General features: G+C 71.8%; 21 protein-coding genes. 17 read left to right on the plus strand and 4 right to left on the minus strand.

Going from position 1 to position 23,156, the window contains the following annotated elements; translation table 11 throughout:
* The first annotated feature begins 20 nt into the window (after positions 1–20).
* Entirely contained in the window at positions 21–521 is a 501-nt protein-coding gene (thpR, locus tag V7004_RS01810; protein ID WP_334141503.1) for an RNA 2',3'-cyclic phosphodiesterase, read from the plus strand.
* A gap of 33 nt (positions 522–554) precedes the next feature.
* On the opposite strand, the gene msrB is transcribed toward thpR, so the two are convergent.
* Complete coding sequence (gene msrB, locus V7004_RS01815) at positions 555–965, minus strand: peptide-methionine (R)-S-oxide reductase MsrB (protein ID WP_334141504.1); 411 nt, start codon at positions 963–965, stop codon at positions 555–557.
* 281 nt (positions 966–1,246) lie between these two features.
* Between msrB and recA the strand changes: the two genes are divergently transcribed.
* From recA to dapE, 10 genes are all read left to right on the plus strand, one after another.
* Positions 1,247–2,257: a recombinase RecA gene (gene recA, locus V7004_RS01820; protein WP_442967991.1), complete on the plus strand. Its 1,011-nt coding sequence runs from the start codon at positions 1,247–1,249 to the stop codon at positions 2,255–2,257.
* Between the two features lie 61 nt (positions 2,258–2,318).
* On the plus strand, positions 2,319–3,803 hold the full coding sequence (gene miaB / locus V7004_RS01825; protein WP_334141507.1) for a tRNA (N6-isopentenyl adenosine(37)-C2)-methylthiotransferase MiaB: 1,485 nt from the start codon (positions 2,319–2,321) through the stop codon (positions 3,801–3,803).
* Between the two features lie 23 nt (positions 3,804–3,826).
* Positions 3,827–4,717, plus strand: coding sequence for a tRNA (adenosine(37)-N6)-dimethylallyltransferase MiaA (miaA, locus tag V7004_RS01830; protein WP_334141509.1), 891 nt, complete (start codon positions 3,827–3,829; stop codon positions 4,715–4,717).
* A 32-nt stretch (positions 4,718–4,749) separates the two neighbouring features.
* On the plus strand, positions 4,750–5,562 hold the full coding sequence (gene dapF / locus V7004_RS01835; RefSeq protein WP_334141511.1) for a diaminopimelate epimerase: 813 nt from the start codon (positions 4,750–4,752) through the stop codon (positions 5,560–5,562).
* Between the two features lie 34 nt (positions 5,563–5,596).
* Positions 5,597–6,916, plus strand: coding sequence for a GTPase HflX (gene hflX, locus V7004_RS01840; RefSeq protein ID WP_334141513.1), 1,320 nt, complete (start codon positions 5,597–5,599; stop codon positions 6,914–6,916).
* 5 nt (positions 6,917–6,921) lie between these two features.
* Positions 6,922–8,028: an aminotransferase class I/II-fold pyridoxal phosphate-dependent enzyme gene (locus V7004_RS01845; protein WP_334141515.1), complete on the plus strand. Its 1,107-nt coding sequence runs from the start codon at positions 6,922–6,924 to the stop codon at positions 8,026–8,028.
* Between the two features lie 15 nt (positions 8,029–8,043).
* A complete protein-coding gene (locus tag V7004_RS01850; protein WP_334141518.1) occupies positions 8,044–8,991 on the plus strand; it encodes a hypothetical protein in 948 nt (315 codons plus the stop codon).
* A 9-nt stretch (positions 8,992–9,000) separates the two neighbouring features.
* A complete protein-coding gene (locus V7004_RS01855) occupies positions 9,001–9,678 on the plus strand; it encodes a hypothetical protein (protein ID WP_334141521.1) in 678 nt (225 codons plus the stop codon).
* Positions 9,679–9,689: 11 nt separating this feature from the next.
* On the plus strand, positions 9,690–10,514 hold the full coding sequence (locus V7004_RS01860; RefSeq protein ID WP_334141525.1) for a 2,3,4,5-tetrahydropyridine-2,6-dicarboxylate N-succinyltransferase: 825 nt from the start codon (positions 9,690–9,692) through the stop codon (positions 10,512–10,514).
* A 3-nt stretch (positions 10,515–10,517) separates the two neighbouring features.
* Positions 10,518–11,585, plus strand: coding sequence for a succinyl-diaminopimelate desuccinylase (gene dapE, locus V7004_RS01865; protein WP_334141527.1), 1,068 nt, complete (start codon positions 10,518–10,520; stop codon positions 11,583–11,585).
* Positions 11,586–11,596: 11 nt separating this feature from the next.
* On the opposite strand, the gene lexA is transcribed toward dapE, so the two are convergent.
* Complete coding sequence (gene lexA, locus V7004_RS01870; protein ID WP_334141530.1) at positions 11,597–12,238, minus strand: transcriptional repressor LexA; 642 nt, start codon at positions 12,236–12,238, stop codon at positions 11,597–11,599.
* A gap of 346 nt (positions 12,239–12,584) precedes the next feature.
* Between lexA and V7004_RS01875 the strand changes: the two genes are divergently transcribed.
* Together V7004_RS01875 and nrdR are read left to right on the plus strand one after the other, a co-directional pair.
* Positions 12,585–13,058, plus strand: coding sequence for a LysM peptidoglycan-binding domain-containing protein (locus V7004_RS01875; protein WP_334141533.1), 474 nt, complete (start codon positions 12,585–12,587; stop codon positions 13,056–13,058).
* 106 nt (positions 13,059–13,164) lie between these two features.
* Positions 13,165–13,632 (plus strand): transcriptional regulator NrdR, encoded by a 468-nt coding sequence (gene nrdR / locus V7004_RS01880; protein ID WP_334141534.1) that lies wholly within the window; start codon positions 13,165–13,167, stop codon positions 13,630–13,632.
* Here nrdR and V7004_RS01885 read toward each other — a convergent pair.
* Positions 13,626–14,378 carry a pyrimidine reductase family protein gene (locus V7004_RS01885; RefSeq protein WP_334141537.1) on the minus strand — a complete coding sequence of 251 codons (753 nt, stop codon included), beginning with the start codon at positions 14,376–14,378 and terminating at the stop codon, positions 13,626–13,628. The genes nrdR and V7004_RS01885 overlap by 7 nt on opposite strands.
* A 323-nt stretch (positions 14,379–14,701) precedes the next feature.
* On the opposite strand from V7004_RS01885, the gene V7004_RS01890 reads away from it, so the two are divergent.
* From V7004_RS01890 to heR, 4 genes are all read left to right on the plus strand, one after another.
* Positions 14,702–15,604, plus strand: a complete 903-nt coding sequence (locus tag V7004_RS01890; RefSeq protein ID WP_334141540.1) for an esterase/lipase family protein — start codon at positions 14,702–14,704, stop codon at positions 15,602–15,604.
* A gap of 571 nt (positions 15,605–16,175) precedes the next feature.
* Complete coding sequence (locus tag V7004_RS01895) at positions 16,176–18,968, plus strand: vitamin B12-dependent ribonucleotide reductase (protein ID WP_334141542.1); 2,793 nt, start codon at positions 16,176–16,178, stop codon at positions 18,966–18,968.
* A 119-nt stretch (positions 18,969–19,087) separates the two neighbouring features.
* Entirely contained in the window at positions 19,088–19,405 is a 318-nt protein-coding gene (locus tag V7004_RS01900; protein WP_334141545.1) for a hypothetical protein, read from the plus strand.
* A gap of 40 nt (positions 19,406–19,445) precedes the next feature.
* Complete coding sequence (gene heR / locus V7004_RS01905; RefSeq protein WP_334141548.1) at positions 19,446–19,889, plus strand: heliorhodopsin HeR; 444 nt, start codon at positions 19,446–19,448, stop codon at positions 19,887–19,889.
* Between the two features lie 73 nt (positions 19,890–19,962).
* Here heR and V7004_RS01910 read toward each other — a convergent pair whose 3' ends face one another.
* Complete coding sequence (locus tag V7004_RS01910) at positions 19,963–23,082, minus strand: Calx-beta domain-containing protein (RefSeq protein ID WP_334141551.1); 3,120 nt, start codon at positions 23,080–23,082, stop codon at positions 19,963–19,965.
* Between the last annotated feature and the right edge of the window lie 74 nt (positions 23,083–23,156).

Below are 23,156 nucleotides of genomic sequence, written 5' to 3' on the forward strand. Positions count from 1 at the left end.
GGGACGTCGGGAGGCTCCGCATGGCCAGGCTGTTCATCGCCGTGCAGCCGCCCGAGGACGTGCTCGACGCGCTGGCCGCGCTCCCTCGACCGGACGAGCCCGGGGTGCGCTGGACCCGCCGCGAGCACTGGCACGTGACCCTGCGGTTCCTGGGGGAGGCCGACCCGGAGGAGGCCATCGAGGCGTTGGCCGGTCTCGATCAGCCCGAGACGGAGGCGTTGCTGGGCCCGGCGGTGAGCCGGGTGGGCCGCTTCGTGGTGGCCGTCCCGGTGCAGGGACTCGACGAGCTGGCGGCGGCGGTGCGGGCGCGCACCGCGGGGATCGGGGAGCCCCCCGATCCCCGGCCCTTCACCGGCCACCTGACCCTGGCCCGACTGGGTCGGCGCGCCGCCTGCGGGCTGGCCGGGGCGCCGTTCTCGGCTCGGTTCCCCGTGCGGGAGGTCGAGCTGGTGCGAAGCACGCTCACCGCCGAGGGTCCGATCCACGAGGTGATCGCCCGCCGGCCGTTGCGGCCCCGCTGAGCGCGCCAGACCCGCCGGGGTGGGGCGTCACGGTCAGGGGGAGCCGGCGCGGTCTGCTCCGGTGGGGTCGGTGTCGCGGTCGAGGCGCAGCGCGCAGGAGTTCATGCAGAAGCGCTGGCCGGTGGGTCGGGGCCCGTCGTCGAACACGTGCCCCAGGTGGGCCCCGCAGGAGGCGCAGACCACCTCGGTGCGCACCATGCCGTGGCTGGTGTCGAGGCGGGTGTCGACGGCCCCCTCGATGGGCTGCCAGAAGCTCGGCCACCCGGTGCCGGAGTCGTACTTGGTGTCGGAGGTGTACAGGGGGGCGTCGCAGACCACGCAGCGGTAGACGCCGTCGTCGTGGCAGTCCCAGTACTCGCCGGTGAAGGCCCGTTCGGTGCCGCCATCCTGGGTGACGTGGTACTGCTCGGGGGTGAGCCGTCGGCGCAGGTCGGTGTCGTCCATGTCGCTCCTCTGGGTCTGGCCGGTTCGGTCGAGGGGGTCGTCGGTGGCGGTCAGGGAAACACCTCCTCCGCCCGGGTCGTTCCCTGGCGGCGGGTCCCGGCGGGGAATGCTTGATCGAACGGCTGTTCGCAATTACGTTGGCGTCATTCCTGTCAGACCCCCCGGGTAGGGTCGCACAAGATCGCTGCGTACGCCGGGCGACCGGGCCGATCCGCAGCCACCCAGCACGCATCGTCAGAGCAGCAAAGGGGAGCACGGTGGAGCGAGAGAAGGCCCTCGAGATGGCCCTGGGCCAGATCGAGAAGCAGTTCGGCAAAGGGTCGGTCATGAAGATGGGCGAGAAGGGCGCCATGGCGGTCGAGACCATCCCGACCGGCGCCTTGGCCCTCGACCTGGCACTCGGCGTCGGGGGGCTCCCCCGGGGCCGGATCGTCGAGATCTACGGCCCGGAATCGTCGGGCAAGTCCACCCTCGCCATGCACGTCGTGGCCGAGGCCCAGCGCAACGGCGGCATCTGCGCCTACATCGACGCCGAGCACGCCATGGACCCGGTCTACGCCCGGGCCATCGGCGTCGACGTCGACGAGCTGCTCATCTCCCAGCCCGACACCGGTGAGCAGGCCTTGGAGATCGCCGACATGCTCATCCGTTCCGGGGCGCTCGACGTGGTGGTCATCGACTCGGTGGCCGCCCTCACCCCTCGGGCCGAGATCGAGGGTGAGATGGGCGACTCCCACGTCGGGTTGCAGGCGCGGCTGATGTCGCAGGCACTGCGCAAGCTCACCGCCAACCTCAACAAGTCGAACACCATCTGCATCTTCATCAACCAGCTCCGGGAGAAGATCGGTGTGATGTTCGGGTCACCCGAGACCACCCCGGGTGGGCGGGCGCTCAAGTTCTATGCGTCGGTCCGGCTCGACATCCGCCGCATCGAATCCATCAAGGACGGCGTCGAGGTGATCGGCAACCGCACCCGGGTCAAGGTGGTGAAGAACAAGGTGGCCCCCCCGTTCCGGCAGTGCGAGTTCGACATCATGTACGGCAAGGGCATCAGCCGTGAGGGGTCCTTGCTTGACGTCGGGGTCGATCAGGGCATCGTCAAGAAGTCGGGGGCCTGGTTCACCTACGAGGGTGAGCAGCTCGGGCAAGGGCGCGAGAACGCCAAGCAGTTCCTGGCGGAGAACCCCGAGATCATGATGGAGATCTCCGACCGGGTGCTCAGCGCGGTGGGCATCGGCGTCACGGACGAGATGACCGACGCCGACGACATCCCCATCACCCTCGACGACTGAGTCCCGCCAGTCGCCAGCGAGCCGTCCCCGGGACGGTCGCCACTGCCTCCCCCTCGGCGAGGTGGCGGCCGTTCCGGTGCGGGCGGCGCCGTCATCGGGATCGGGCCCCGCGGAGGTCGGAGCCGTCTCGCTGGTCGAGGTGGCGCCTCCTAACCTGGACCGGGTGGATCGCCGGTACTTCATCCGCACCTACGGGTGCCAGATGAACGAGCACGACTCGGAGCGCATCGCTGGTCTCCTCGAGGCCGAGGGTCTGGTGGCGGCCAACTCCCCCGACGAAGCCGACGTGGTCGTGCTCAACACCTGCTGCATCCGGGAGAACGCCGACAACAAGCTCTACGGCGCCCTCGGGCACCTCAAGGCGGCCAAGGCCGCCCGGCCCGAGCTCGAGATCGTCGTCGCCGGCTGCCTCGCCCAGAAGGACCGCGAGCTCATCCGCCAGCGAGCCAGCCACGTCGACGTGGTCGTGGGCACCCACAACGTGCACCGCACCGCGGAGCTGCTCGAGCGCGCCCGCCGGGAAGGGCCGGTGGTGGAGATCTGGGACGAGGCCCTCGATGAGGCGGAGGCCTTCCCGTCCGCGCTCCCCGTGAAGCGAGAGGTCGACTACGCGGCGTGGGTCACCATCCAGGTGGGCTGCGACAACCGCTGCGCGTTCTGCATCGTGCCCGCGGTGCGGGGGCGGGAGATCAGCCGCCCCATGGACGAGCTGGTGGCGGAGGTCGAGCGGCTGGCATCCGACGGGGTGGTGGAGGTGACCCTGCTCGGCCAGAACGTCAACTCCTACGGGCGGGACCTCACCAGGCGCCGACCGCTGTTCGCCGAGTTGCTCGGGGCGGTGGCGCAGGTGGAGGGCATCGAGCGGGTCCGCTTCACCAGCCCTCACCCGAAGGACCTCCGGCCCGAGACCATCGAGGCGATGGCCACCCACCCCGCCGTCTGCCCGCACCTGCACCTGCCCCTCCAGTCGGGCAGCGATCGGGTGCTGGCGGCGATGCACCGGGGCTACACCGCCGAGCGGTACCTCAGCCGGCTGGAGGCGGCGCGCGCCGCGGTGGCCGATCTCGCGGTCACGACCGACCTGATCGTCGGGTTCCCGGGGGAGACTGACGAAGACTTCGAGCGCACGCTCGAGGTGGTGGCCGCCGCGGGCTACGACAGCGCGTACACCTTCGTGTTCTCACCCCGTCCAGGCACGGAGGCCGCTGCGCTCACCGATCGGTTCCTGCCCCCGGAGGTGGTGGCCGAACGGTTCGAGCGGCTGCGAGTCGTCGTCGAGCGTTCCGCGCTGGCCCGGCACCGGGCCCGCATCGGCCGCGAGGAACTGGTGCTGGTCGAAGGTCCCAGCAAGAAGGACCCGTCGCTCACCACCGGGCGCACGGGGCAGAACAAGCTGGTCCACTTCCGCAGCGCCGAGCACCTGCGGCCCGGCACCTTCGCTCGGGTGCGGGTCACGGATGCCAGCGCGCACTTCCTGCGGGGCGACCTGTTGGCGGTGACCGCGGCGCCCCGCCATCGCCGGCGCATCCCGGTGGTGGCCGGCTGAGCGGCGCCGCGCCGGCCCGCCACGTGGCGCTGGTCGGTCCCACCGCCTCGGGCAAGTCGGCGGTGGCGCTCGCGCTGGCCCGCCGGTACCCGGAGCTGGAGTTGGTGTCGGTCGACTCGATGCAGGTGTACCGGGGCATGGACATCGGCACCGCCAAGCCGACGCCGGCCGAGCGGGCCGAGGTGCCCCATCACCTCATCGACCTGGTGGATCCCTGGCAGGAGTTCACGGTGGCCGAGTTCCAGCGGGCGTTCCAGGAGACACTGGCGGCCATCGAGGCCCGGGGTCACCGGGCCCTGCTCGTCGGGGGAACCGGTCTGTACCTGCGAGCGGTGGTCGACCGCCTGGCGATCCCCGGCCGGTTCCCGCAGGTGCGCGCGGAGCTGGAGGCCGAGGCCGACACGAGTCGTCTCCATCGCCGCCTGGCGGAGCTCGATCCCCCCGCCGCGGCGCGGATGGAGCCGTCGAACCGCCGGCGGGTGCTGCGGGCCTTGGAGGTCACGATCGGCAGCGATCGCCCGTTCTCCTCCTACGGGCCCGGTCTCGACACCTACCCGCCCTCGCCGTACCGCCTGATCGGGCTGCGGGTCCCTCGGGAGGAACTCGACGAACGCATCGCGACCCGGTACCGCCAGCAGCTCGACGCCGGGTTCCTGGAGGAGGTTCGCGGCCTCGCCACCGACCCGCGGGGGATGTCGCGCACCGCCCGTCAGGCGCTCGGGTACAAGGAGCTGCTCGAGCACCTCGAGGGCCACGGCACCCTCGAGGAGGCGCTGGAGAGGGCCATCACCCGCACCCGACGCTTCGCCCGCCGTCAGCTCCGTTGGTTCCGCCGCGACCCCCGCCTCGTATGGATCGACGCCTCCTCCGGGCACAATCCGGTGGGCGAGCTCGCCCGCCTGCTGGGAGACTGAGCCGCCTGCCCACCCACCGATCGAGGAGACCCGTGCAGCTCACCAAGCACCACGGACTGGCCAACGACTTCCTCGTCGTTCTCGACGAGGCGAACGGCGGCACGGTCGAAGTCGACGGCGAGCTGGCCCGCCGGCTCTGCCACCGGCGCACCGGCATCGGTGCCGACGGGCTGATCCGCGGTGGGGTCCCGACCGACGAGGAGCGCGAGGCGGGCATCGACCTCGTCATGCACCTGTACAACGCGGACGGCAGCCGGGCCGAGATGAGCGGCAACGGCATCCGATGCCTGGCTCAGGCCTTCACCCGCCTGCGGGGATGCGACCAGGCGACGGTGGTGGTGCGCACCGACGGTGGCGTCCGTGAGGTGGCGGTGCGAGCCGGCACCGCCACCGAGTCGGTGGCCACGGTGGGGATGGGTCGGGCACAGGACGGCCCGCCGGTGCCCGCCCCGCTGGCCGAGGAGCTCGACGGGCGGTATCGCACGCTCGATCTCGGCAACCCGCACCTGGTGGTCGAGGTGTCCGACCCGGCCGGCGTCGACCTGGCGACCGAGGGGGCGTGGCTGGAGCAGCAGTTCCCCGGCGGGGTCAACGTCGAGTTCATCGCCCCCGGCCCCGGTGACGATCAGGTGACGATGGTGGTGTGGGAACGGGGCGTGGGGATCACCGAGGCGTGCGGCACCGGGGCCTGCGCGGCCGCCGTGACCGCACACGGATGGGGTCTGGTCGGCACCCCGGTACAGGTCCGGATGCCCGGCGGCACGGCGGAGGTCGACATCGGTGACGAGATCCGACTCACGGGCCCGGCGGTGTTCGTGGCGGTCATCGAGGTCGACGGTGGCTGATCGGTCGCGCCGCGCGCGGCCGGCCGAGGGCGGCGTGCACGACCGGGACGGCAGCCACCGCGGTGCGTTCGGCGAGTACGGCGGCGAGTCGACCGGTCTCATCGAGCGGGCCTTCCGGGAACGCATCGTGCTGGTGGGCGTGACCCTCCCACCCCACACCGACGAGGACACCGAGCGCTCCCTCGACGAGCTGGCGCTGCTGGTCGACACCGCGGGAGCCGACGCGGTCGACCGGGTGATCCAGCAGCGCGGCGCGCCCGATCCGGCCACCTACATCGGCAAGGGCAAGTTGGCGGAGCTGCGGGAGCGCTGCGAGGAGCTCGACGCGGACACGGTGGTGTTCGACGACGAGCTCACCCCGGCACAGCAGCGGAACCTGGAGAAGGAGCTGGGCCGCACCGCGCTCGACCGCACCGCGGTGATCCTCGACATCTTCGCCCAGAACGCGCACAGCCAGGAGGGCAAGGCCCAGGTCGAGCTGGCCCAGCTCCGATACCGGCTGCCGCGCCTGCGCGGGAAGGGCCGGGCGCTCAGCCAGCAGGCGGCGGGCATCGGCACCCGGGGTCCCGGCGAGACCCAGCTCGAAGTCGACCGCCGGCGCCTGGAGCGGCGGATGCACAAGCTCGAGGCCGACCTGCGCCGCATCGACCGGACCCGCCGTACCCAGGCCAAGGCCCGCCAGCGGTCGAGCCTGCACCTGGTGGCCATCGTCGGCTACACGAACGCCGGCAAGTCCACGTTGCTCAACCGCCTCACCGACGCCGGGGTGCTGGTCGAGGACCGGCTCTTCGCCACCCTCGACGCCACCACCCGCCGGCTGCACCTGCCCGGCGGCGAGACCGTCCTGCTGACCGACACCGTGGGGTTCATCACCAAGCTGCCCCACCAGCTGGTGCAGGCCTTCCGGTCCACCCTCGACGTGGTGGTGGACGCCGACCTGCTGGTCCATGTGGTCGACGCCTCGGCCCCGGACCCCGAGGCCAACATCCTCGCCGTGCAGCAGGTGCTGGCCGAGATCGGCGCGGGTTCGATCCCGCAGCTGATGGCCTGCAACAAGGCTGACGTCGCGCCGGGCGCGGCCAGCGCACTGGTGGCGGCCCACCCCGGTGCGGTGGCGATCTCCGCTCGCACCGGCGAGGGCATCGACGCGCTGCTCCGGGCGATCGGTGACCGCCTCCGGGCCTTGACCACCATCCACGAGCTGGTCGTGCCCTACGACCGGGGTGACGTGCTGGCGTCGCTGCACCGGGAGGGAGAGGTGCTGGTGGAGACCGCAGGCGAGGGTGGGGTGCGGGTCCGGGCCCGCCTCGACGAGGCCTCCGCCACCCGCTGGCACGAGTTCGTAGTGGAATAGGGCCCATGGGCTTCACCCCGCCCCCGTATCCCTACGATCGGCTGGTCGAGCTGCGCCGGTCGGCCGATGCCCACGACGGGGGCTGCGTCGATCTGTCCGTCGGCACGCCCACGGACCCGCCGGCGGCCGTGGTGGTCCGCGCTCTGGCCGAGTCGGGTGCCGAGCGCGGCTACCCGCCGTCGGCCGGCACCCCCGCCTACCGCGACGCAGCCGCCGGCTGGCTCCGCCGCCGGCTGGGGGTGGACCTCGACCCCGCTCACCTCGCGGCGTGCGTGGGCACCAAGGAGCTGGTGGCGGGGGTGCCGCACTGGCTGCGCCTGCGCTCACCCGGTCGGGACACGGTGCTGTACCCGGAGGTGAGCTACCCGACCTACGAGATGGGGGCCCTGCTCGCCGGGGCCCGGGCGGTGCCCGTCCGGGTCGACGAGCGGTTCCGCCTCGACCTGTCCTCCGTCGACCCCGCGGACGCGGCCCGGGCGCTGTGCCTGTGGGTCAACACGCCGGGCAACCCGGCCGGCGGGCTGGACGACCTCGGCGCGGTCGCCGCCTGGGGACGGGCACACGGAGTGCCGGTGTTCAGCGACGAGTGCTACGTCGAGTTCACCTGGGACGGCCCGCCCCGCACCATCCTGGAGCACGGTCTCGACGGGGTGGTCGCGGTGCACTCCCTGTCGAAGCGGTCGAATCTGGCCGGGGCCCGAGCGGGCTTCTATGCCGGTGACCCCGAGCTGGTGGGGTACCTGGCCGAGCTGCGCAAGCACGCGGGATTCATGGTGCCGGGGCCGGTGCAGGCCGCGGCGGTCGCCGCCTGGGACGACGACCGCCACGTGGACGAGCAGCGGGACCGCTACCGGCGCCGCCTCGAGCTGTTCGCCGGGATCCTGGCGGCGGTCGGTATCGACGTGCCCCTGCCGGCGGGAGGGTTCTATCTCTGGGCCCCTGCCCCCGGCGGTGATGCCTGGGGCCTCGCCCGGCGCCTGGCCACGGAGGGCGGGGCGCTGGTCAGCCCGGGGGACTTCTACGGGGCGGCCGGCGCGGGCCACGTGCGGGTGGCGGTGGTGCAGCCGGAGGAACGGCTCCGGCTGGTGGGCCGGCGGCTCGGCTGCGGGTGAGCGGGAAGACCGACCATGGACCCGTTTCCGCCGCAGCCGCCACCCCTGGAAGGTGCCGGTCCGCCGGGGCCGCGCAAGGTGTCGCCGGCGGGCTACTGGATCGGTGGGGCGGTCATCGCGGTGGGGGTGGCCATCGCCGTGGTGTGGTTCGTGGTCACGCTCGTGGGCCTGCTGAACGCTCCCGACGACGTCCACCGGGTCGAGGTGGCCTCGAGAACCAGCGTGGCCCTCGATGAAGGGAGCTGGGTGATCTACGTCGAGAGCGACTCGCCGTACGTGGTGGCGAAGCCTGAGGTCGTGATCCGTGACCCGGCTGGCCGGGTGGTGCCGCTCGAGTTCCCGTCGACCAGCCAGACCTACTCCGCGGGCGGCCGGCACGGTCGGTCGATCGCCGAGTTCCGGGCCCGGGTGGCCGGCCGCTACACCGTCGAGACCTACGGCGAGCCGGGAGCCAGCAGCCGGGCCGGAGGCTACCGGGTGGCCATCGGCCGCCCCATCGTGGACGTCGGATCCTTCGCGGGGATCCTGGGGGCGATGGGCGTGGGGCTGGTGTCCACCGTGGTCGGGGTGGTCGTGATCGTGGTGACCGCGGTGCGCCGGTCGCCGGCCAGGCGGGCTGCTGCCCCGGCGCTCGCGCCCTACCAGCCGTACGGCCCGCCTGGGCCCTCCGAGTGGTACCCGCCCACACCACTCGCCGGTGATCCGTCGGCAGGGTCCCGGACACTCATGCCTCCGCCACCTGGGCCGCCATCGGGCTGGCCCCCGCCCGCACCAGGACCCGGGTGGCCGCCTCCCGGCCCGATGCCGCCGGTACCGCCTCCCGGCCCGGTGCCGCCTCCCGAGGTGATCCCGCCACCGCCACCTCCCTGGGAGCCTCCGGTCCCGCCGCGGGACGACGAGCCCGGCCCGTCGCCATGGGCGCCACCGGGTGACGATGGCGAGGCATCGCCTCGAAGCGGGTAGTGACCAGCCGTGATCCCGATCGTGTTGGCGCCACCGCTCCCCGCGGCCCGGGCCCGGCGACCGTCGTCGATCTCGTTGGCGGGCGCGCTCGGCGCCACCCTGATCATGGTCGGGGTGGTGGCGGTGGTGGTGTGGGCTGCGGCCGTGTCCCCCTACGGGTTCGCTCGGTTCACGCTCGCGGACGCGGACCGGACCATCAGTGTCCGCCAGGGCGGCACCTACCTCGTGTTCGAGGAGTTCACCGGCGCGTCGGGCGACGAGCCCCCGCTGCCGTTGCAGGTGTCGGTGATCGACCAGCGCGGGCGGCCCGTGGAGGTGACCTACCTGATCGATCCCACCGACCCGGGCGCGGCGGACAGCTACCGGGTTCCCTTCCACGAGGGGCGGGCCGTGGCCCGCTTCCAGGTCCCCGAGGGCGGGCGCTACCTCGTCCAGGTCGATGTTCGCCCGCCGGGGACGTACCCCGCCGGGCTGTACCGGGCCGACCCGGCAGCCACGGTGGCCATCGGTCGACCGGCGAGCCTCACCTGGATGGGGTCGGTGGCGGCGCCGCTCGTGGTCGGGGTGGCGCCGGTGGTGGTGGGCGTCGGCCTGCTCGCTCGGGCCTGTCGGTCGCGAGCGGGGACGCAGCGTCGTGCACCGCCCCCGGCGCCTGGCGGTCACGGCGGCCAGCGGGCGGTCCGGTAGCCTCGCCGCCCATGGCCGATCTGCGCGCACGTATCGAAGACCTCTGGGAACACCGGGCCGAGTTGGCGGCCGACGACGTGGAGGCCAACCAGGCGGTGTTCGAGGCCATCGCCCTGCTCGACCGCGGCGAGGCTCGGGTGGCCGAGATCGACGGCGGCGGGCGGGTCGTGGTCCACGAGTGGCTCAAGAAGGCGATCCTGCTCTACTTCAAGCAGTCGGCGATGGCCACCATCGAGCTCGGCCCGTTCGAGTACGCGGACAAGATCCCGCTGAAGAGCGGTTTCGAGGCGGCAGGGGTGCGGGTGGTGCCCGGAGCATCGGCCCGGTTCGGGGCGTTCCTCGATCGGGGCGTGGTGCTCATGCCGAGCTACGTGAACATCGGCGCCCGGGTCGGGACCAACACCATGGTCGACACCTGGGCGACAGTGGGATCGTGCGCCCAGATCGGGGCCAACGTGCACCTCTCCGGCGGGGTGGGCATCGGTGGGGTGCTCGAACCTCCCAACGCGGTACCGGTCATCGTCGGCGACGACTGCCTGATCGGCAGCCGCTGCATCGTGGCGGAAGGGGCTCGGGTCGGCGACGGGGTGGTGCTCGGGGCCGGGTGCATCCTCACCGGGTCGATCCCGGTGATCGACGCGGAGACCGGCGAGGAGCTCGGCCGGGGAGTGGTCCCGCCGTGGTGCGTGGCGGTGGCGGCCACCCGGCCGCGATCGTTCCCCGGCGGGGAGTTCGGCCTGCCCTGCGTGCTGGTGGTCAAGCGTCTCGAACCGGGCGAGCGCCACGACAAGGCCGCGCTCAACGAGGTGCTCCGAACGCACGGCGCTGCGACCTGACCCATGGGCTCGGACCTGCTGGCCTTGGCAGCGTCACTGGTGGAGATCCCCTCGGTGAGTTGGCAGGAGGCGGCCATCACCGACCATCTCGAGGCCCGGCTCCGGTCGGTGGCGGGCCTGGAGGTCACCCGGGTGGGCGACAACCTGGTGGCCCGCACCCAGCTCGGCAGGCCCTACCGGGTGATCCTGGCTGGTCACACCGACACCGTGCCCGCCGACGGCAACGAGACGGCGGTGATCGAAGGCGACCGGTTGCGCGGGCTTGGTGCCGCGGACATGAAGGGTGGCCTGGCTGTCATGGTGGATCTGGCCGAGACCGTCACCGAGCCCGCGGTCGATGTCACCTACGTCTTCTACGCCCGCGAGGAAGTGGCGGCCGAGCACAGTGGTCTGGCCGAGGTGTGGTCAGCGCGCCCGGACCTGCTGGCGGGCGACCTGGCTCTGTTGGGTGAGCCGACGCTGGCAGCGGTCGAAGCGGGGTGCCAGGGGACGATGCGCCTGCGGATCGTGCTGCGCGGAGAACGGGCGCACACGGCGCGACCGTGGATGGGTCGCAACGCGATCCACCGGTTGGGCGGGTTGCTCACCGCCTTGGCGGGCTACGAGGAGCGCCGGCCGGTGCTGCAGGGTTGCCGGTACCGGGAGGCGCTGCAAGCGGTGGCTGTCGAGGGTGGGGTCGCGGGCAACGTCGTGCCGGACCGGGTCGTGCTCGAGGTGAACCACCGGTACGCGCCGGACCGCACCCCCCAGCAGGCGCTCGCGCACGTGCAGGAGGTGATCGCTCCCTGGCTGGAGGAGGGTGACGACCTCACGGTGGTCGATCAGGCGCCGCCAGCCGCGCCAGCGCTCGATCACCCGCTGCTCGGCGCGCTGATCGAGCGCAACGGGTTGCCGGTACGGGCCAAGCTCGGCTGGACCGACGTCGCCTTCTTCGCTGCTCGCGGGGTGCCGGCCGCGAACTTCGGGCCAGGTGATGCGGCGGTCGCACACACCCGCGGCGAGTACGTCGAGCGGGCCGACCTCGAGCGGGTGCACGGGGCGCTCACCGACCTGCTCCGCCGCGGGGCCTGAGGCCGGGCTGGTCAGAGCTTGCGCAGCACGGTGACGACCCTCCCGTAGATGGTGACGTCGGCAGGATCGAGCTCCATCGGTGAGAGCCGCTCGTTGGCCGGCACGAGCACCACCTTGCCGCCCTTGCGGTTGAAGGTCTTGACCGTGGCTTCCTCGCCGGGGATGCCGGCCACCACGATGTCGCCCTTCTCGGCGTCGGGCTGCGCCCGAGCGACGACGAAATCGCCGTCGAGGATGCCGGCGTCGATCATCGAGTCGCCCCGGACCCGGAGCATGAACAGGTCGCCCTCGCCGCAGAAGTCGGCCGGCAGGGGGAGGACCTCCTCGACGTTCTCCTGGGCCAGCACGTCGGTGCCGGCGGCGACGTCGCCTACGAGGGGGACGTGGCGGACCGGGCGGCGGTCGATATCGGGCGCGCCGGAGCTCGGGTCGTAGCGGACCTCGATCGCCCGGGGTTTGGTGGGATCGCGCTTGAGGAAGCCGAGCCGCTGGAGGGTGGCCAGGTGGCTGTGCACCGTGGACGGGGAGGTGAGGCCGACCGCCTCCCCGATCTCGCGCACCGACGGAGGGTAGCCCCGGTCACGCATCTGTTGCTCGATGAAGTCGAGGATGTCCTGCTGGCGCCGGGTCAGCTGGGTCGGACTCGGTGACATCGGCGGTCTCCCTTCCTCGCCGCGTCGTTTGCGGTCGGATGGTCTGTGGACACGCCCACTCGTGGTCGGGCCACTCGTGGTCGGGCCGTTGGTGGTCGTGCCGTTGGTGGTCGTGCGGCAGCGGTGCTGCGAACAGATGTTCGTAGCGTAGCAACAGCCAGGCCGAGGTGCAAACACCTGTTCGGCATCACCCTTGACCCGAACGCATGTTCGTGTCACCCTCAGGCAATGGATCGAACGCACGTTCCCGGAACATCTGTTCCCGCGGCCCTCGCTGGGCGGGTGGTGCCGTGCCTGCGTGCGTCGACCCGGCGCAAGTGTCACACCCCCTGAGGAGACTCGTCCCATGGCCGCCGTCATCGTCCCGAACCGCCCGGTCGCCCCTCGACCTGTTCCCACGCCTGGCCCCCCGCCCGCTCGCCGGCCCGATCTGCGGGTCATCCCCGGTGGCCGCAGCGCGGCCAGGCGGGCACCCGCGGCCGTCTACCGTCGCCGCCGGCTCGCGGCCGCGGCGCTGCTCGTGCTGGTCGCCGGCGTGATGTACCTGGCGGCCATCGGCGCCGCAGCGTTGCTCCGTGGACATCAGGTCGCCGGGCCGGCCCGCGACGCCGGCGCCCCGTCCGTCCCGGCGCCGGCCGGTGCAGCGCCGAGCCGGGCAGAGGTGTACGTCGTGCAACCGGGCGACACCCTGTGGTCGATCGCGCGGCGGCTCCAACCCGAGGGCGACCTGCGCCCCCTGGTGGACCGGCTGGCCGACCGCAACGGCGGAGCGAGCCTCCAGGTGGGCCAACGGCTGTGGCTCGATGGGGCCGGCGGCTGAGCGGCACGCCTCGGCCCACCGCCCGGTGCGGGCCCGCCCGAGCGGGCTCGTCCCCGCCACGCCTGGGGCCTGCGCTGCGGAGATCGCCGGGGGTAGCGTCGAGGGCGTGCGCTGCCCGGCCTGCACCAGTGTCGAGGACAAGGTCGTCGACTCGCGCATGGCCGATGACGGGTCCACGATCCGGCGCCGGCGGGAGTGCCTCGAGTGCGGTCATCGGTTCACGACCTTCGAGCGCCATGAGGAGCAGCCCATCGTCGTGGTGAAGCGCTCGGGCGACCGGGTGCCCTTCGATCGCTCGAAGATCGAGATGGGTGTGGTCGCGGCGGCGAAGGGGAGGCCGGTGACCCTCGAGCAGATCGGTGAGCTCGCGGCCGATCTCGAGGACCGGTTCCGGCTCGGCGGCGGGGAGGTCACGAGCGAGCAGATCGGGCTCGCGGTGCTGGACGCTCTACGCGAGCTCGATCAGGTGGCCTACGTGCGCTTCGCGAGTGTCTACAAGGGGTTCGAGGACCCGGCCGACTTCCAGCGCGAGGTGCGGCTGCTCACCAAGTCGACCGCCCCCAAGCGTCACTGAGCCAGCTCAGGGCGTAGATAGCGCAGGAAGAGCGTCCCATCCTCCTCGAGCACCCGTGAGAGCGCGAGACCTTCCGGCTGCGGCGGCTCGGCCCCGTGCGCGCAGCGGGGGGACGGCCCGGCGACGAGCAGGGGAGCGATCGTCAGGCAGAGCTCGTCGATGACCCCCGCGTTGACCAGCTCGCCGTTGAGGGCCGGTCCGCCTTCGCAGAGGACCACCCCCGCTCCCGTCTCCCGCAGGATCGCCAGCGCGGCCAGGGGGTCGAAGGTCGTGTCCCCGGCGTTGATGACGTCGGCCACGGCCGCCAGCCGGGCTCGGCGCTCGGCATCGGCCTTCTGGACGGTGAGCACCAGCGGCCGCCGGGCCGGGTCGGAGAACAGCCGGGCTTGCGGGTCGAGGTCGAGCCGGCCCGACACCACGGCGATGCGGGGGTGCGGTTCCTGGCCTCGCTCCAGCCGGAGGCGTTGGTCCCGGGCCGAGGTCTGCGGTGGGCCGTAGTGCTCGGCTCGCACGGTGCCTGCCCCCACGAGGATCACGTCCGCGATGGAGCGCAGGGCGGTGAAGATCGCCCGGTCGGCGGGCCCGCCGAGACCACCCGAGCGGCCCTCCAGCGCCGTGGCACCGTCCGCGCTCTGCACCATGTTCACGGCCAGCCACGGCCGGCGCTCGACCGGCGCCCGCCGGTCGGCGCGGTACAGCTCGGGTCCGTCGACGTCGCCAGCGGGCTCGGGGAGCAGTTGCCGCATGGCGCCGACCCTAGTGGTGGCCGGCGGGAGCACTCGGCTCCGCCCGCGACCGCCAGCGAACCCCACGGGGCCGGATCGGCGGTGGATGCCCCGCCGGCGGGTACCACGCCGGCCGGCCAGGGCAGGTCAGGAGGGCCGGGCGACCGGTTCGGCCGTGTTGCAATGTCGTTGCGGAGGCTCCAGGGTCCGCGGTCAGGTGCCGATGGTCGGATAGAACCCGCTGCAGAACGCCGTTCCAATCTGTTCGGGCTGCGTGAGCGGTCGGGGCCGGCGGTCTACCCGGCCCAGCTGAGCGGGGCGCGTGGTGAGTGGTGAGGAGGACGATGGGGGCTCTGCAGCGTGCGGTCGAACCGGTCGGCGCGGTGCTCCACGCGGCGCGCCGGCCGGCGTCCTACGCCGGGCAACTGCGCGAGGCCCTCTCCACGGTCATCACCGCGGGGATGTGGCCGCTCGGGTTCACCAGCTCGGACCTGGCTGATGTCGGCCGCCTGGAGGCGCTCCCGAGCACCGTCGAGACGCCCGTACTGCTGGTTCACGGGTACGGAGCGAACAAGTCGAACTGGCTGTTCCTGCGCCGCTACCTGGAGCAGGCCGGCTTCGCCCGGGTGCACGCGTTCGACTACAACCCGCTCGCCGCCGACATCCCGCAGCTCGCGCAACGCTGCGCCGAGCGCGCCGAGCAGCTCAGGGGCCGGTTGGGGGTGGAGCGCATCCACATCGTCGGCCACTCCCTCGGTGGGGTCATCGCTCGCTATGCGGTGCAGGTGCTCGGCCTGAAGGGGGTCGCTGTGTGCATCACCATCGCCTCACCGCATGGTGGGGTGCGGCTGGCTCGCTACGGCTCGCCGCTCGCGGCCCTGAGCCCACTGGCGAGTGGGCTGCAGCTGCGCCCGGACTCGGAGGTCATGACGCTGCTGCGCTACAGCGCCCGTCCTCTCCCCACCCGGTTCGTGGCGTACTACTCGAACCTCGACATGATCGTCCCGGCCCGCCGGGCGATGATCCTCGAGCCGGAGCTGCGGGCGACCAACATCCTGGTCAAGGACCACGGGCACCTGTCGATCGTGCTGTCCCGTCGCCTCGCGCAGTCGGTGGTGGATCAGCTCGGTGCGGCCGAGGGCCTGCCCGGCTACGGCTCACCCGTCGTGGGCCTGCCCGAGCCCGCCCAGGGTTGTCACCCGGTCGCGGGGTCAGCGGTGTCAAGGTCGACCCGCGCCACCGGCTAGCCGGCGGGCGGGCCGGCCGCGGCCTCGCAGCGGGGGGCGTCCCCAAGCCTGTGGACGTGGTTACCGAGAATCCACCGCGAATTCACAGGGTTGTACCTCTTTTGTCCCACAGGCCGTTCTTCGTAGGTTGATCCGCGCAACGACGGCTGCGGCGCGGACGGCGGATGGTGGTAAGGCGTCTGCGTTCTCGCTGGCAGGACGACTCCTTGGGGGACCGCGTGAGGGGAGTGGGAGCTCGACGAGCGACCTCGAGTCCGCGCGGACACCTCCTGACCTGCTCGTTCGCGCCGCAGCACGCGTCGGTCTGCGGGCGTTGTGCCCCGACGGCTCCCGACTCGCGGATCAACCGTTGACAACCTCGTAATTACGGTGATGTAATCACCGAACATCTTGTGGCCAGGGGGGCACGCGGGGCTGGTTGACCACAACATCTTGTGGTGGTCGTCGCGGCGTGGCGCACGACGCGCCGGCGGCTCCCGGCTCGTCCGCCGGTAACCTGGAGAGCCCCCAGCGTTCCCCGAGCCACATCGACAGGCCCAGACACGGAACCGATCCGGGGAGGAAGCAGCCCATGGCCATGGCGCCGGAGCAAGCGGGCATCGGCATCCGCCGACACTTCACCACTGCGGGGGTCCACCCCTACGACATGGTGGCGTGGGAGCGCCGCGATGCCCGCATCACCAACTACCGCGACGGCTCGGTGGCTTTTGAGCAGACCGACGTCGAGTTCCCCGTGGGCTGGTCCCAGAACGCGACCAACATCGTTGCCCAGAAGTACTTCCGGGGCACCCTCGGCACCCCCGAGCGGGAGCACTCGCTCAAGCAGGTCGTCGATCGGGTGGTCGACACGATCACCGAGTGGGGGCGCCGCGACGGCTACTTCGTCGACGACGACGAGGCCCAGACCTTCAGCGACGAGCTGAAGTACCTGCTCATCACGCAGCGGGCGGCGTTCAACTCACCGGTGTGGTTCAACATCGGCGTGGAGGGCGTGCCCCAACAGGCGTCCGCGTGCTTCATCCTCTCCGTCGAGGACACGATGGACTCGATCCTCAACTGGTATGTCGAGGAGGGCACGATCTTCAAGGGAGGCTCCGGCGCGGGCATCAACCTGTCCCGCATCCGCTCGAGCCACGAGCTGCTGAAGGGCGGTGGCACCGCCTCCGGGCCGGTGAGCTTCATGCGTGGCGCGGACGCCTCGGCCGGCACGATCAAGTCGGGTGGCAAGACCCGGCGGGCAGCGAAGATGGTGATCCTCAACGTCGACCACCCCGACATCGAGGAGTTCATCTGGTGCAAGGCCCGGGAAGAGCGCAAGGCCCGGGCTCTCGAGGCCGCCGGGTTCGACATGAGCCTCGACGGTGTCGACATCACCTCCATCCAGTACCAGAACGCCAACAACTCGGTTCGGGTCACCGACGAGTTCATGCAGGCGGTGCTCGACGATGCCGACTGGCACCTGCGAGCCGTCACCACTGGCGAGATCATCAAGACCGTCCGGGCCCGCGACCTGCTGCGCCAGATCTCCCAGGCGGCGTGGGAGTGCGCGGATCCCGGCATGCAGTTCGACACCACCATCAACCACTGGCACACCGCCTGCAACACCGGCCGCATCAACGCCAGCAATCCGTGCAGCGAGTACATGCACCTCGACAACTCGGCCTGCAACCTGGCCAGCCTGAACCTGCTCACCTTCCTCGACGAGGACGGCACCTTCGATGTCGAGGGCTTCAAGCGGGCGGTCGAGGTCGTGTTCACCGGTCAGGAGATCCTGGTCGGCAACGCCGACTACCCGACCGAGGCCATCGGTGAGACCTCACGCCGGTTCCGCCAGCTCGGGCTCGGCTACGCCAACCTCGGGGCGATGCTCATGGCCCTCGGCCTGCCGTACGACTCCGACGCCGGCCGGGCGTGGGCCGCGGCGATCACCGCCCTGATGACCGGTCATGCCTATGCCACCTCGGCTCGCACCGCGGTGCGCATGGGGCCGTTCGCCGGCTACACGGAGAACGAGGAGCACATGCTGCGGGTCCTCGGCCAGCATCGCGCCGCAGCGGCGGAGATCGACGAGGAGCTCGTCCCTCACGAGCTGCTCTCCGCCGCCCAGCGCAGCTGGGACGAGGCCTGTGAGATCGCGTCCGAGTACGGGGTGCGCAACTCGCAGGCCAGCGTCCTCGCTCCGACCGGCACGATCGGGCTCATGATGGATTGCGACACCACCGGCGTCGAGCCGGATCTGGGCCTCGTGAAGATGAAGAAGCTGGTGGGCGGCGGGACCATGTCGATCGTCAACCAGACCGTGCCCCGGGCACTGCGCACCCTCGGCTACAGCGTCGACGAGATCGACCGGATCGTGGCCTACATCGACGAGCACAAGAGCATCGTCGGAGCGCCCGACCTGCGGGCGGAGCACCTGCCCGTGTTCGCCTGCTCGATGGGGGACAACACCATCCACTACCTCGGCCACGTGAAGATGATGGCGGCGGTGCAGCCGTTCATCTCGGGTGCCATCTCCAAGACCGTCAACCTGCCCGAGGAGGTCAGCGTCGAGGACGTGGAGCAGCTCCACATCGACGCCTGGCGCATGGGCCTCAAGGCCATCGCGATCTACCGCGACAACTGCAAGGTGGCCCAGCCGCTCGCCACCGCGAAGAAGGAGGGAGCCTCCGACGCCCCGGCCGCCGCGACCCAGGTGGTGGAGAAGATCGTCGAGCGGATCGTGCAGGAGCCGGTGCGCCAGAAGCTGCCCCGCTCGCGCACCTCGCGCACCTTCGAGTTCCGGGTGGCGGACTGCAAGGGCTTCGTGACGGTCGGGGAGTACGACGACGGCCGCCCGGGCGAGATCTTCGTACGGGTCTCCAAGCAGGGCTCGACACTGGCGGGCATCATGGACGCCTTCGCCATCTCGGTGAGCCACGGCCTGCAGTACGGCGTGCCGCTGCGCAGCTTCGTGGAGGCCTTCACGGGCATGCGCTTCGAGCCCGCGGGTATGACCGACGATCCGGACATCCGCATCGCCAGCTCGCTGATGGACTACCTGTTCCGCAAGCTGGCGGTGATGTACCTCTCGCCCGAGGAGCGGGCCGAGCTGAACATCCTCACCACCGCGGAGCGCACCCAGCCGACGTTGCCCGGGGTGGAGGAGACCGTCGTCGAAACCCGCCAGGGTGAGCTGCCCGCCGACCCGCCGTCCATCGAGTCGGCGTCCACGCTCGTGGGACGGGTCGAGCCCGGTGCGGGTGCCCGCCAGCCGGAGGTGCGCCACAGCGACGCGCCGATGTGCATGCAGTGCGGGGTGCAGATGGTGCGGGCCGGGAGCTGCCACGCCTGCCCGAGCTGCGGCACCACCAGCGGCTGCAGCTGAGCTCGACACGGCTGAGTGACCGAGGTGACCGGGTCCGGTCAGCGATGCCGGACCCGGTCACGACTCGTGGGGCTCGGTTGGAGGTGAGTGGCCCTCCGATCGCTGGGTAGAGACCGGTCATGCTGGTGGGTGAGGCCCGGACGGTGAACGAGCGCACGACCGTCGCCGCCGGTGTGACCGAGGTACGTCTCGCCCGGCTGCGTCGCTGGAACGTCGGGCTGGCGGTGCTCCACGCCGCGCAGGCGGTCGTGATCCTGCTCCTCGCCGGGGATTTCGCGGTCACCATCACGTCGACGTTCCCGACCGGGCCACCCGGCACGGCGCCGCCGGCACCGGAACGCCTCGTCGACGTGCGGGTCGGGCCGGCCATCGCCGTGTTCCTGGCTCTGGCGGCCGTCGATCATCTGGCGACCGCCACGGTGGGTCGGGGCCTCTAACGAACACGACCTGCGCCGGGGCATCAACCGCTCCCGCTGGGTGGAGTACTCCCTCAGCGCCACGGTCATGGTGTTGCTCATCGCGCTCTACAGCGGGATCTCCGACGTCACCGCGCTCATCGCCATCGCGGGGGCGAACGTGGGGATGATCCTCTTCGGGTGGGTGCAGGAACGCACGAACCCGCCCGGGCGGCCCAGGACCTCGATGGTCCCGTTCTGGTTCGGGACACTGGTCGGGCTGGCGCCGTGGATCGCTATCGCCACCAACGTCGCCGGCGCGGCGACGGTACCGGGCTTCGTGTACGGCATCGTCGTGGCCCAGTTCGCGTTCTTCTTCAGCTTCGGGGCGAACCGGTGGCTGCAGTATCGGGAGGTGGGGCCATGGTCGGACTACGCGTTCGGCGAGGCCGGGTACCTGGTGCTCAGCCTGGTGGCGAAATCGGTGCTCGCCTGGCAGATCTACGCGGGGTTCCTCGCCGGGTAGCGCGGACCACGATCCTCGAGAGGTCGCGACCTGCGCCGGGCGGGGATCACGGGTGACCGCCCGGCGATCGACGTCAGTCGTCGTCGAGGATGGTGAGCATCCCGTGCCCCGTCGATCGGATCGACGCCCCGGCGGGCTCGCCGAGGACCAGCCGCAGCGTGCGGTCGCCGTCGGGCACCACGTTCGGTCGCAGGATGATCCAGACCGTCTTGTGCACCTGCCCGGGGCGGAAGGTGATCGTCTTGGGCTTCAGGCGGTTGTAGTCCACCCCGGCGGTGGCCGACTGGTCCTCGGCGGTGAGGGCCACCGTCACGGGGGCGGCGGCCGGCGCCGAGAGGGTGACCCGAGCGGCCACCTTCACGGTGCCGTCGTGGCCCTCGACCACCGCCATCGAGGACACCCCGACCCGGGCTCCGCCCGGCACGCCGCCGTCGTCGTCGAGGATCGTGCCGACGCCGAAGGTGCGACCGAGTCGCACACCGGTCCCCTCCAGCAACTCCAGCCCGAAGGTCTCGTCACCTTCCACCTCGGTGTCCGCGAAGACCCTGACCGGCACCATCTTCGACACCGGGGTCAGCCCGTCGGCCCGGGGCTTGATGGTGATGGTGCGCTCGGCCCCCCGACCGTCATCGAAGTCCACCCGCCCTCCTGATGCCGTCAGTCCGACCAGCCGGTACCGGAGCGTGAAGGGCTGGTTCGTGGGCCGGTCGAAGGTGAGCGGGATCAGCATCGTGCGGACGCCGGAGTCTCCCTCCCACAGTGAGGCATCTCCGACGCTCGCCACCGGGAGGACCGGTTCGGGCGCGTCGTCGTTCACGATGGTGCCGGTGGCCCGGCTCGTGCCCAGTACCGCGCCACTCGGCTCGGCGAGGACGACCTCGAAGCTCTCGTCGTCCTCGATCTCGGTGTCGCCCACGATCGGTACGGAGACGGTGGTCATCGTGGCCTCCGGCTCGATCACCGCCAGGCCGGACAAGGCCAGGTAGTCCTCCGGCGCGGTCGCCGTACCGTCGACGGTGGACCACGCCACACTGACCGGGTCGGGGCTCGGCGCGTCGAGCGTGATGGTGAACGTGAGCGCGCCGAGCCCCTGGTCGCCTTCGAGCACGGCCGAGTCGGCGATCGACACGGTGGGCAGCGCGTCGGTGGTGACCGTGGCCGCGGTGGCGGTGTAGCGCACCCGGAAGACGTTGGTGCCGCCGGGTGACCCGACGAGCGAGGCGAAGGTGCCGTTGCGGGAGGCGGCGGTGACCACGGTGTGCTGGTCGTGGACGCCTGGGGTGTAGCCGACGTTCAGCCGCAGGGTGCCGCCGAGGGTCGCGGTGCCCGTCACCGCCAGGCGGCCGTACCCGGTTCCCGCCGTGGTGCCAGCGAGGTCGACCTCCAGCGTTCCCGTCCCGGTCTGCTCGAGCCCCCCGGCGATGGTGAGGGTCCCCGGGCCGGCGACCCCGGGCCGGATCGTTCCGGCGTTGATCACCGAGGCGGCCTGCAGCGTGCCCGTGCCGGTGATCAGGCCGGCGTTGGTGAGGGTCCCGGTCACGGGGAGGATCTGGCCGTCACGAACGTCGATCACCCCGGAGGCCGTGTTGGCCGTGAGTGCCCCCAGGGCGTTGGCGCCGGAGCCGTTGGTGATGGCCGCGGCTGGCCCGTCGAGGCGGATGGCGGCGGCGTTGGTGGAGATGCCGGCGCTGGCGGAGTCGAGGCGCAGGGTGCCGCCGGCGCCGACGTGGTAGGCGCCCCCGCTCAGGGTGCCGGCGCTGAGGTTGGTGAAGGGGCCCTGGATCCGCAGCGACTGGCCTGGCGCGATGCGGAGCGTGCCGTGGTTGGTGGTGGCGACCCCCAGGGTGACCTCACCCCCGGAGGCTTTCGTGATCGTCCCCGTCGGGGTGTTGGCCATCGAGGCCCCGGGCCCCCCGCATGCCGTGACCGAGGCGGCGGTGCCGCTGATCGTGAGCACGCCCTCGTTGCTGAGCTTGGAGCCGTCGCACAGCCCGATGGCGCCACCCACCCACGAGACCGTGCCCAGGTTGCGCAGGGTGTGGCCACCGGAGAGGTTGTGGGAGCCAGCCTGGCTGATCGTGGCCGTCGCGCCGGCGGCGACGGTCGTGGTGCCGGGCCCCTGCAGGGAACCGGCGCGCCAGTCGAGCGCGGCGGTGACGGTCGCGTTGCCGACGACCGAGCCGCCGGCGATCTGGAGACGGGCCAGGGAGGTGACGGGGCCGAGGTTCACGGTGCCGCTCGAGACCGCCACCTGCCCGTCGCCTGCGACCGACGACCCGGCGCCGAAGGTCCGGTTGCCCGCCAGCTGCAGGGTTCCTGCGTTCAGCAGGTAGGAACCGGAATCGGTGGACCCCGCCGGCTGGCCTCGCACCGACAGGGTGTCGCCGTCGACGACGACCGATCCGGCATTGACGAAGGGCAGATCGAAGGGCAGGTCGTAGCCGGTGTCGAGTTTGCGGACGGTGCCGGTGGCGGTGTTGAGGAACCGGTTGGTGCCCACCCCGCAGTCGAGCACCCCGGACCCGTCCGTGTTGGCGGTGATCAGCCCGGCGTTCTCGAACGTGGAGCTCTCGCACACCCAGACGTCGCCGAACAGCCAGTCGATCCGGCCCTCGTTGCGGAAGGTGTGGCGGCCTTCGATCGACAGCTCGTCGTCGAGGAACAGCTCCGCCCCGGGCGCGAGGGTCGTGGTCCCGTAGCGGGCGTAGGTCGCGCTGTCGGGCGAGCCGAGCACGCCGCCCGAGTAGACGGTCAGCGAACCAGTGATCGTGAGCGGGGCGCGCCCGCCGCGGCGATCGGCCAGCCTCAGGTCCCCGACGTAGGAGGGTTCGAATCCCGACGCCGAGCTGAGTCCGATGCGTAGCTCGCCGTAGTCGATGGTCAGGCTCCCCTTGATGTCCAGGCCCTTGACCGTGCGGACCAGGTCGTCGTCGAAGTAGATGTCGGCCGACTCGTCCGCACAGGCGTAGTCGTTCTGCCCGGGCCGCCCGCTGGGCTGCCAGTTCGCGGGGGTGGACCAGTAGTCGTCCTCGGCCCCGGTCCAGATCTTCGTGCAGGTGGGAGCGGCTGCGGCGGGGTGACGGTCCCCGAAGGCGACCAGCAGGACGAGCGCCGAGGTGGCCGCGATCGCGGCGGTGGCCGCGAGGGCGACGGTGCAGCGCCGGGGGAGGTGGATGGCGGGCAGGTGGGGCATCGTCTTCTCGCTCGACGGCCGCGGTTCGGGCGGGAGTTCCCGACCAGACGAGATCACGGGGGCGCGTGCCGGGT

Origin of the sequence: Rhabdothermincola sp., from assembly GCF_036846205.1 — a bacterium.
In the GTDB taxonomy this organism is placed as follows: Bacteria; Actinomycetota; Acidimicrobiia; order Acidimicrobiales; family Acidimicrobilacustridaceae; genus Rhabdothermincola.

Coding starts and splice junctions, on each gene's coding strand:
- V7004_RS01890 (WP_334141540.1), top strand. CDS start 14,702: ATGGGGGCTCTGCAGCGTGCGGTCGAACCGGTCGGCGCGGTGCTCCAC.
- V7004_RS01850 (WP_334141518.1), top strand. CDS start 8,044: ATGGACCCGTTTCCGCCGCAGCCGCCACCCCTGGAAGGTGCCGGTCCG.
- msrB (WP_334141504.1), bottom strand. CDS start 965: ATGGACGACACCGACCTGCGCCGACGGCTCACCCCCGAGCAGTACCAC.
- recA (WP_442967991.1), top strand. CDS start 1,247: ATGGCCCTGGGCCAGATCGAGAAGCAGTTCGGCAAAGGGTCGGTCATG.
- V7004_RS01885 (WP_334141537.1), bottom strand. CDS start 14,378: ATGCGGCAACTGCTCCCCGAGCCCGCTGGCGACGTCGACGGACCCGAG.
- dapE (WP_334141527.1), top strand. CDS start 10,518: ATGGGCTCGGACCTGCTGGCCTTGGCAGCGTCACTGGTGGAGATCCCC.
- V7004_RS01895 (WP_334141542.1), top strand. CDS start 16,176: ATGGCCATGGCGCCGGAGCAAGCGGGCATCGGCATCCGCCGACACTTC.
- V7004_RS01875 (WP_334141533.1), top strand. CDS start 12,585: ATGGCCGCCGTCATCGTCCCGAACCGCCCGGTCGCCCCTCGACCTGTT.
- V7004_RS01860 (WP_334141525.1), top strand. CDS start 9,690: ATGGCCGATCTGCGCGCACGTATCGAAGACCTCTGGGAACACCGGGCC.
- thpR (WP_334141503.1), top strand. CDS start 21: ATGGCCAGGCTGTTCATCGCCGTGCAGCCGCCCGAGGACGTGCTCGAC.
- V7004_RS01900 (WP_334141545.1), top strand. CDS start 19,088: ATGCTGGTGGGTGAGGCCCGGACGGTGAACGAGCGCACGACCGTCGCC.
- V7004_RS01910 (WP_334141551.1), bottom strand. CDS start 23,082: ATGCCCCACCTGCCCGCCATCCACCTCCCCCGGCGCTGCACCGTCGCC.
- V7004_RS01845 (WP_334141515.1), top strand. CDS start 6,922: ATGGGCTTCACCCCGCCCCCGTATCCCTACGATCGGCTGGTCGAGCTG.
- lexA (WP_334141530.1), bottom strand. CDS start 12,238: ATGTCACCGAGTCCGACCCAGCTGACCCGGCGCCAGCAGGACATCCTC.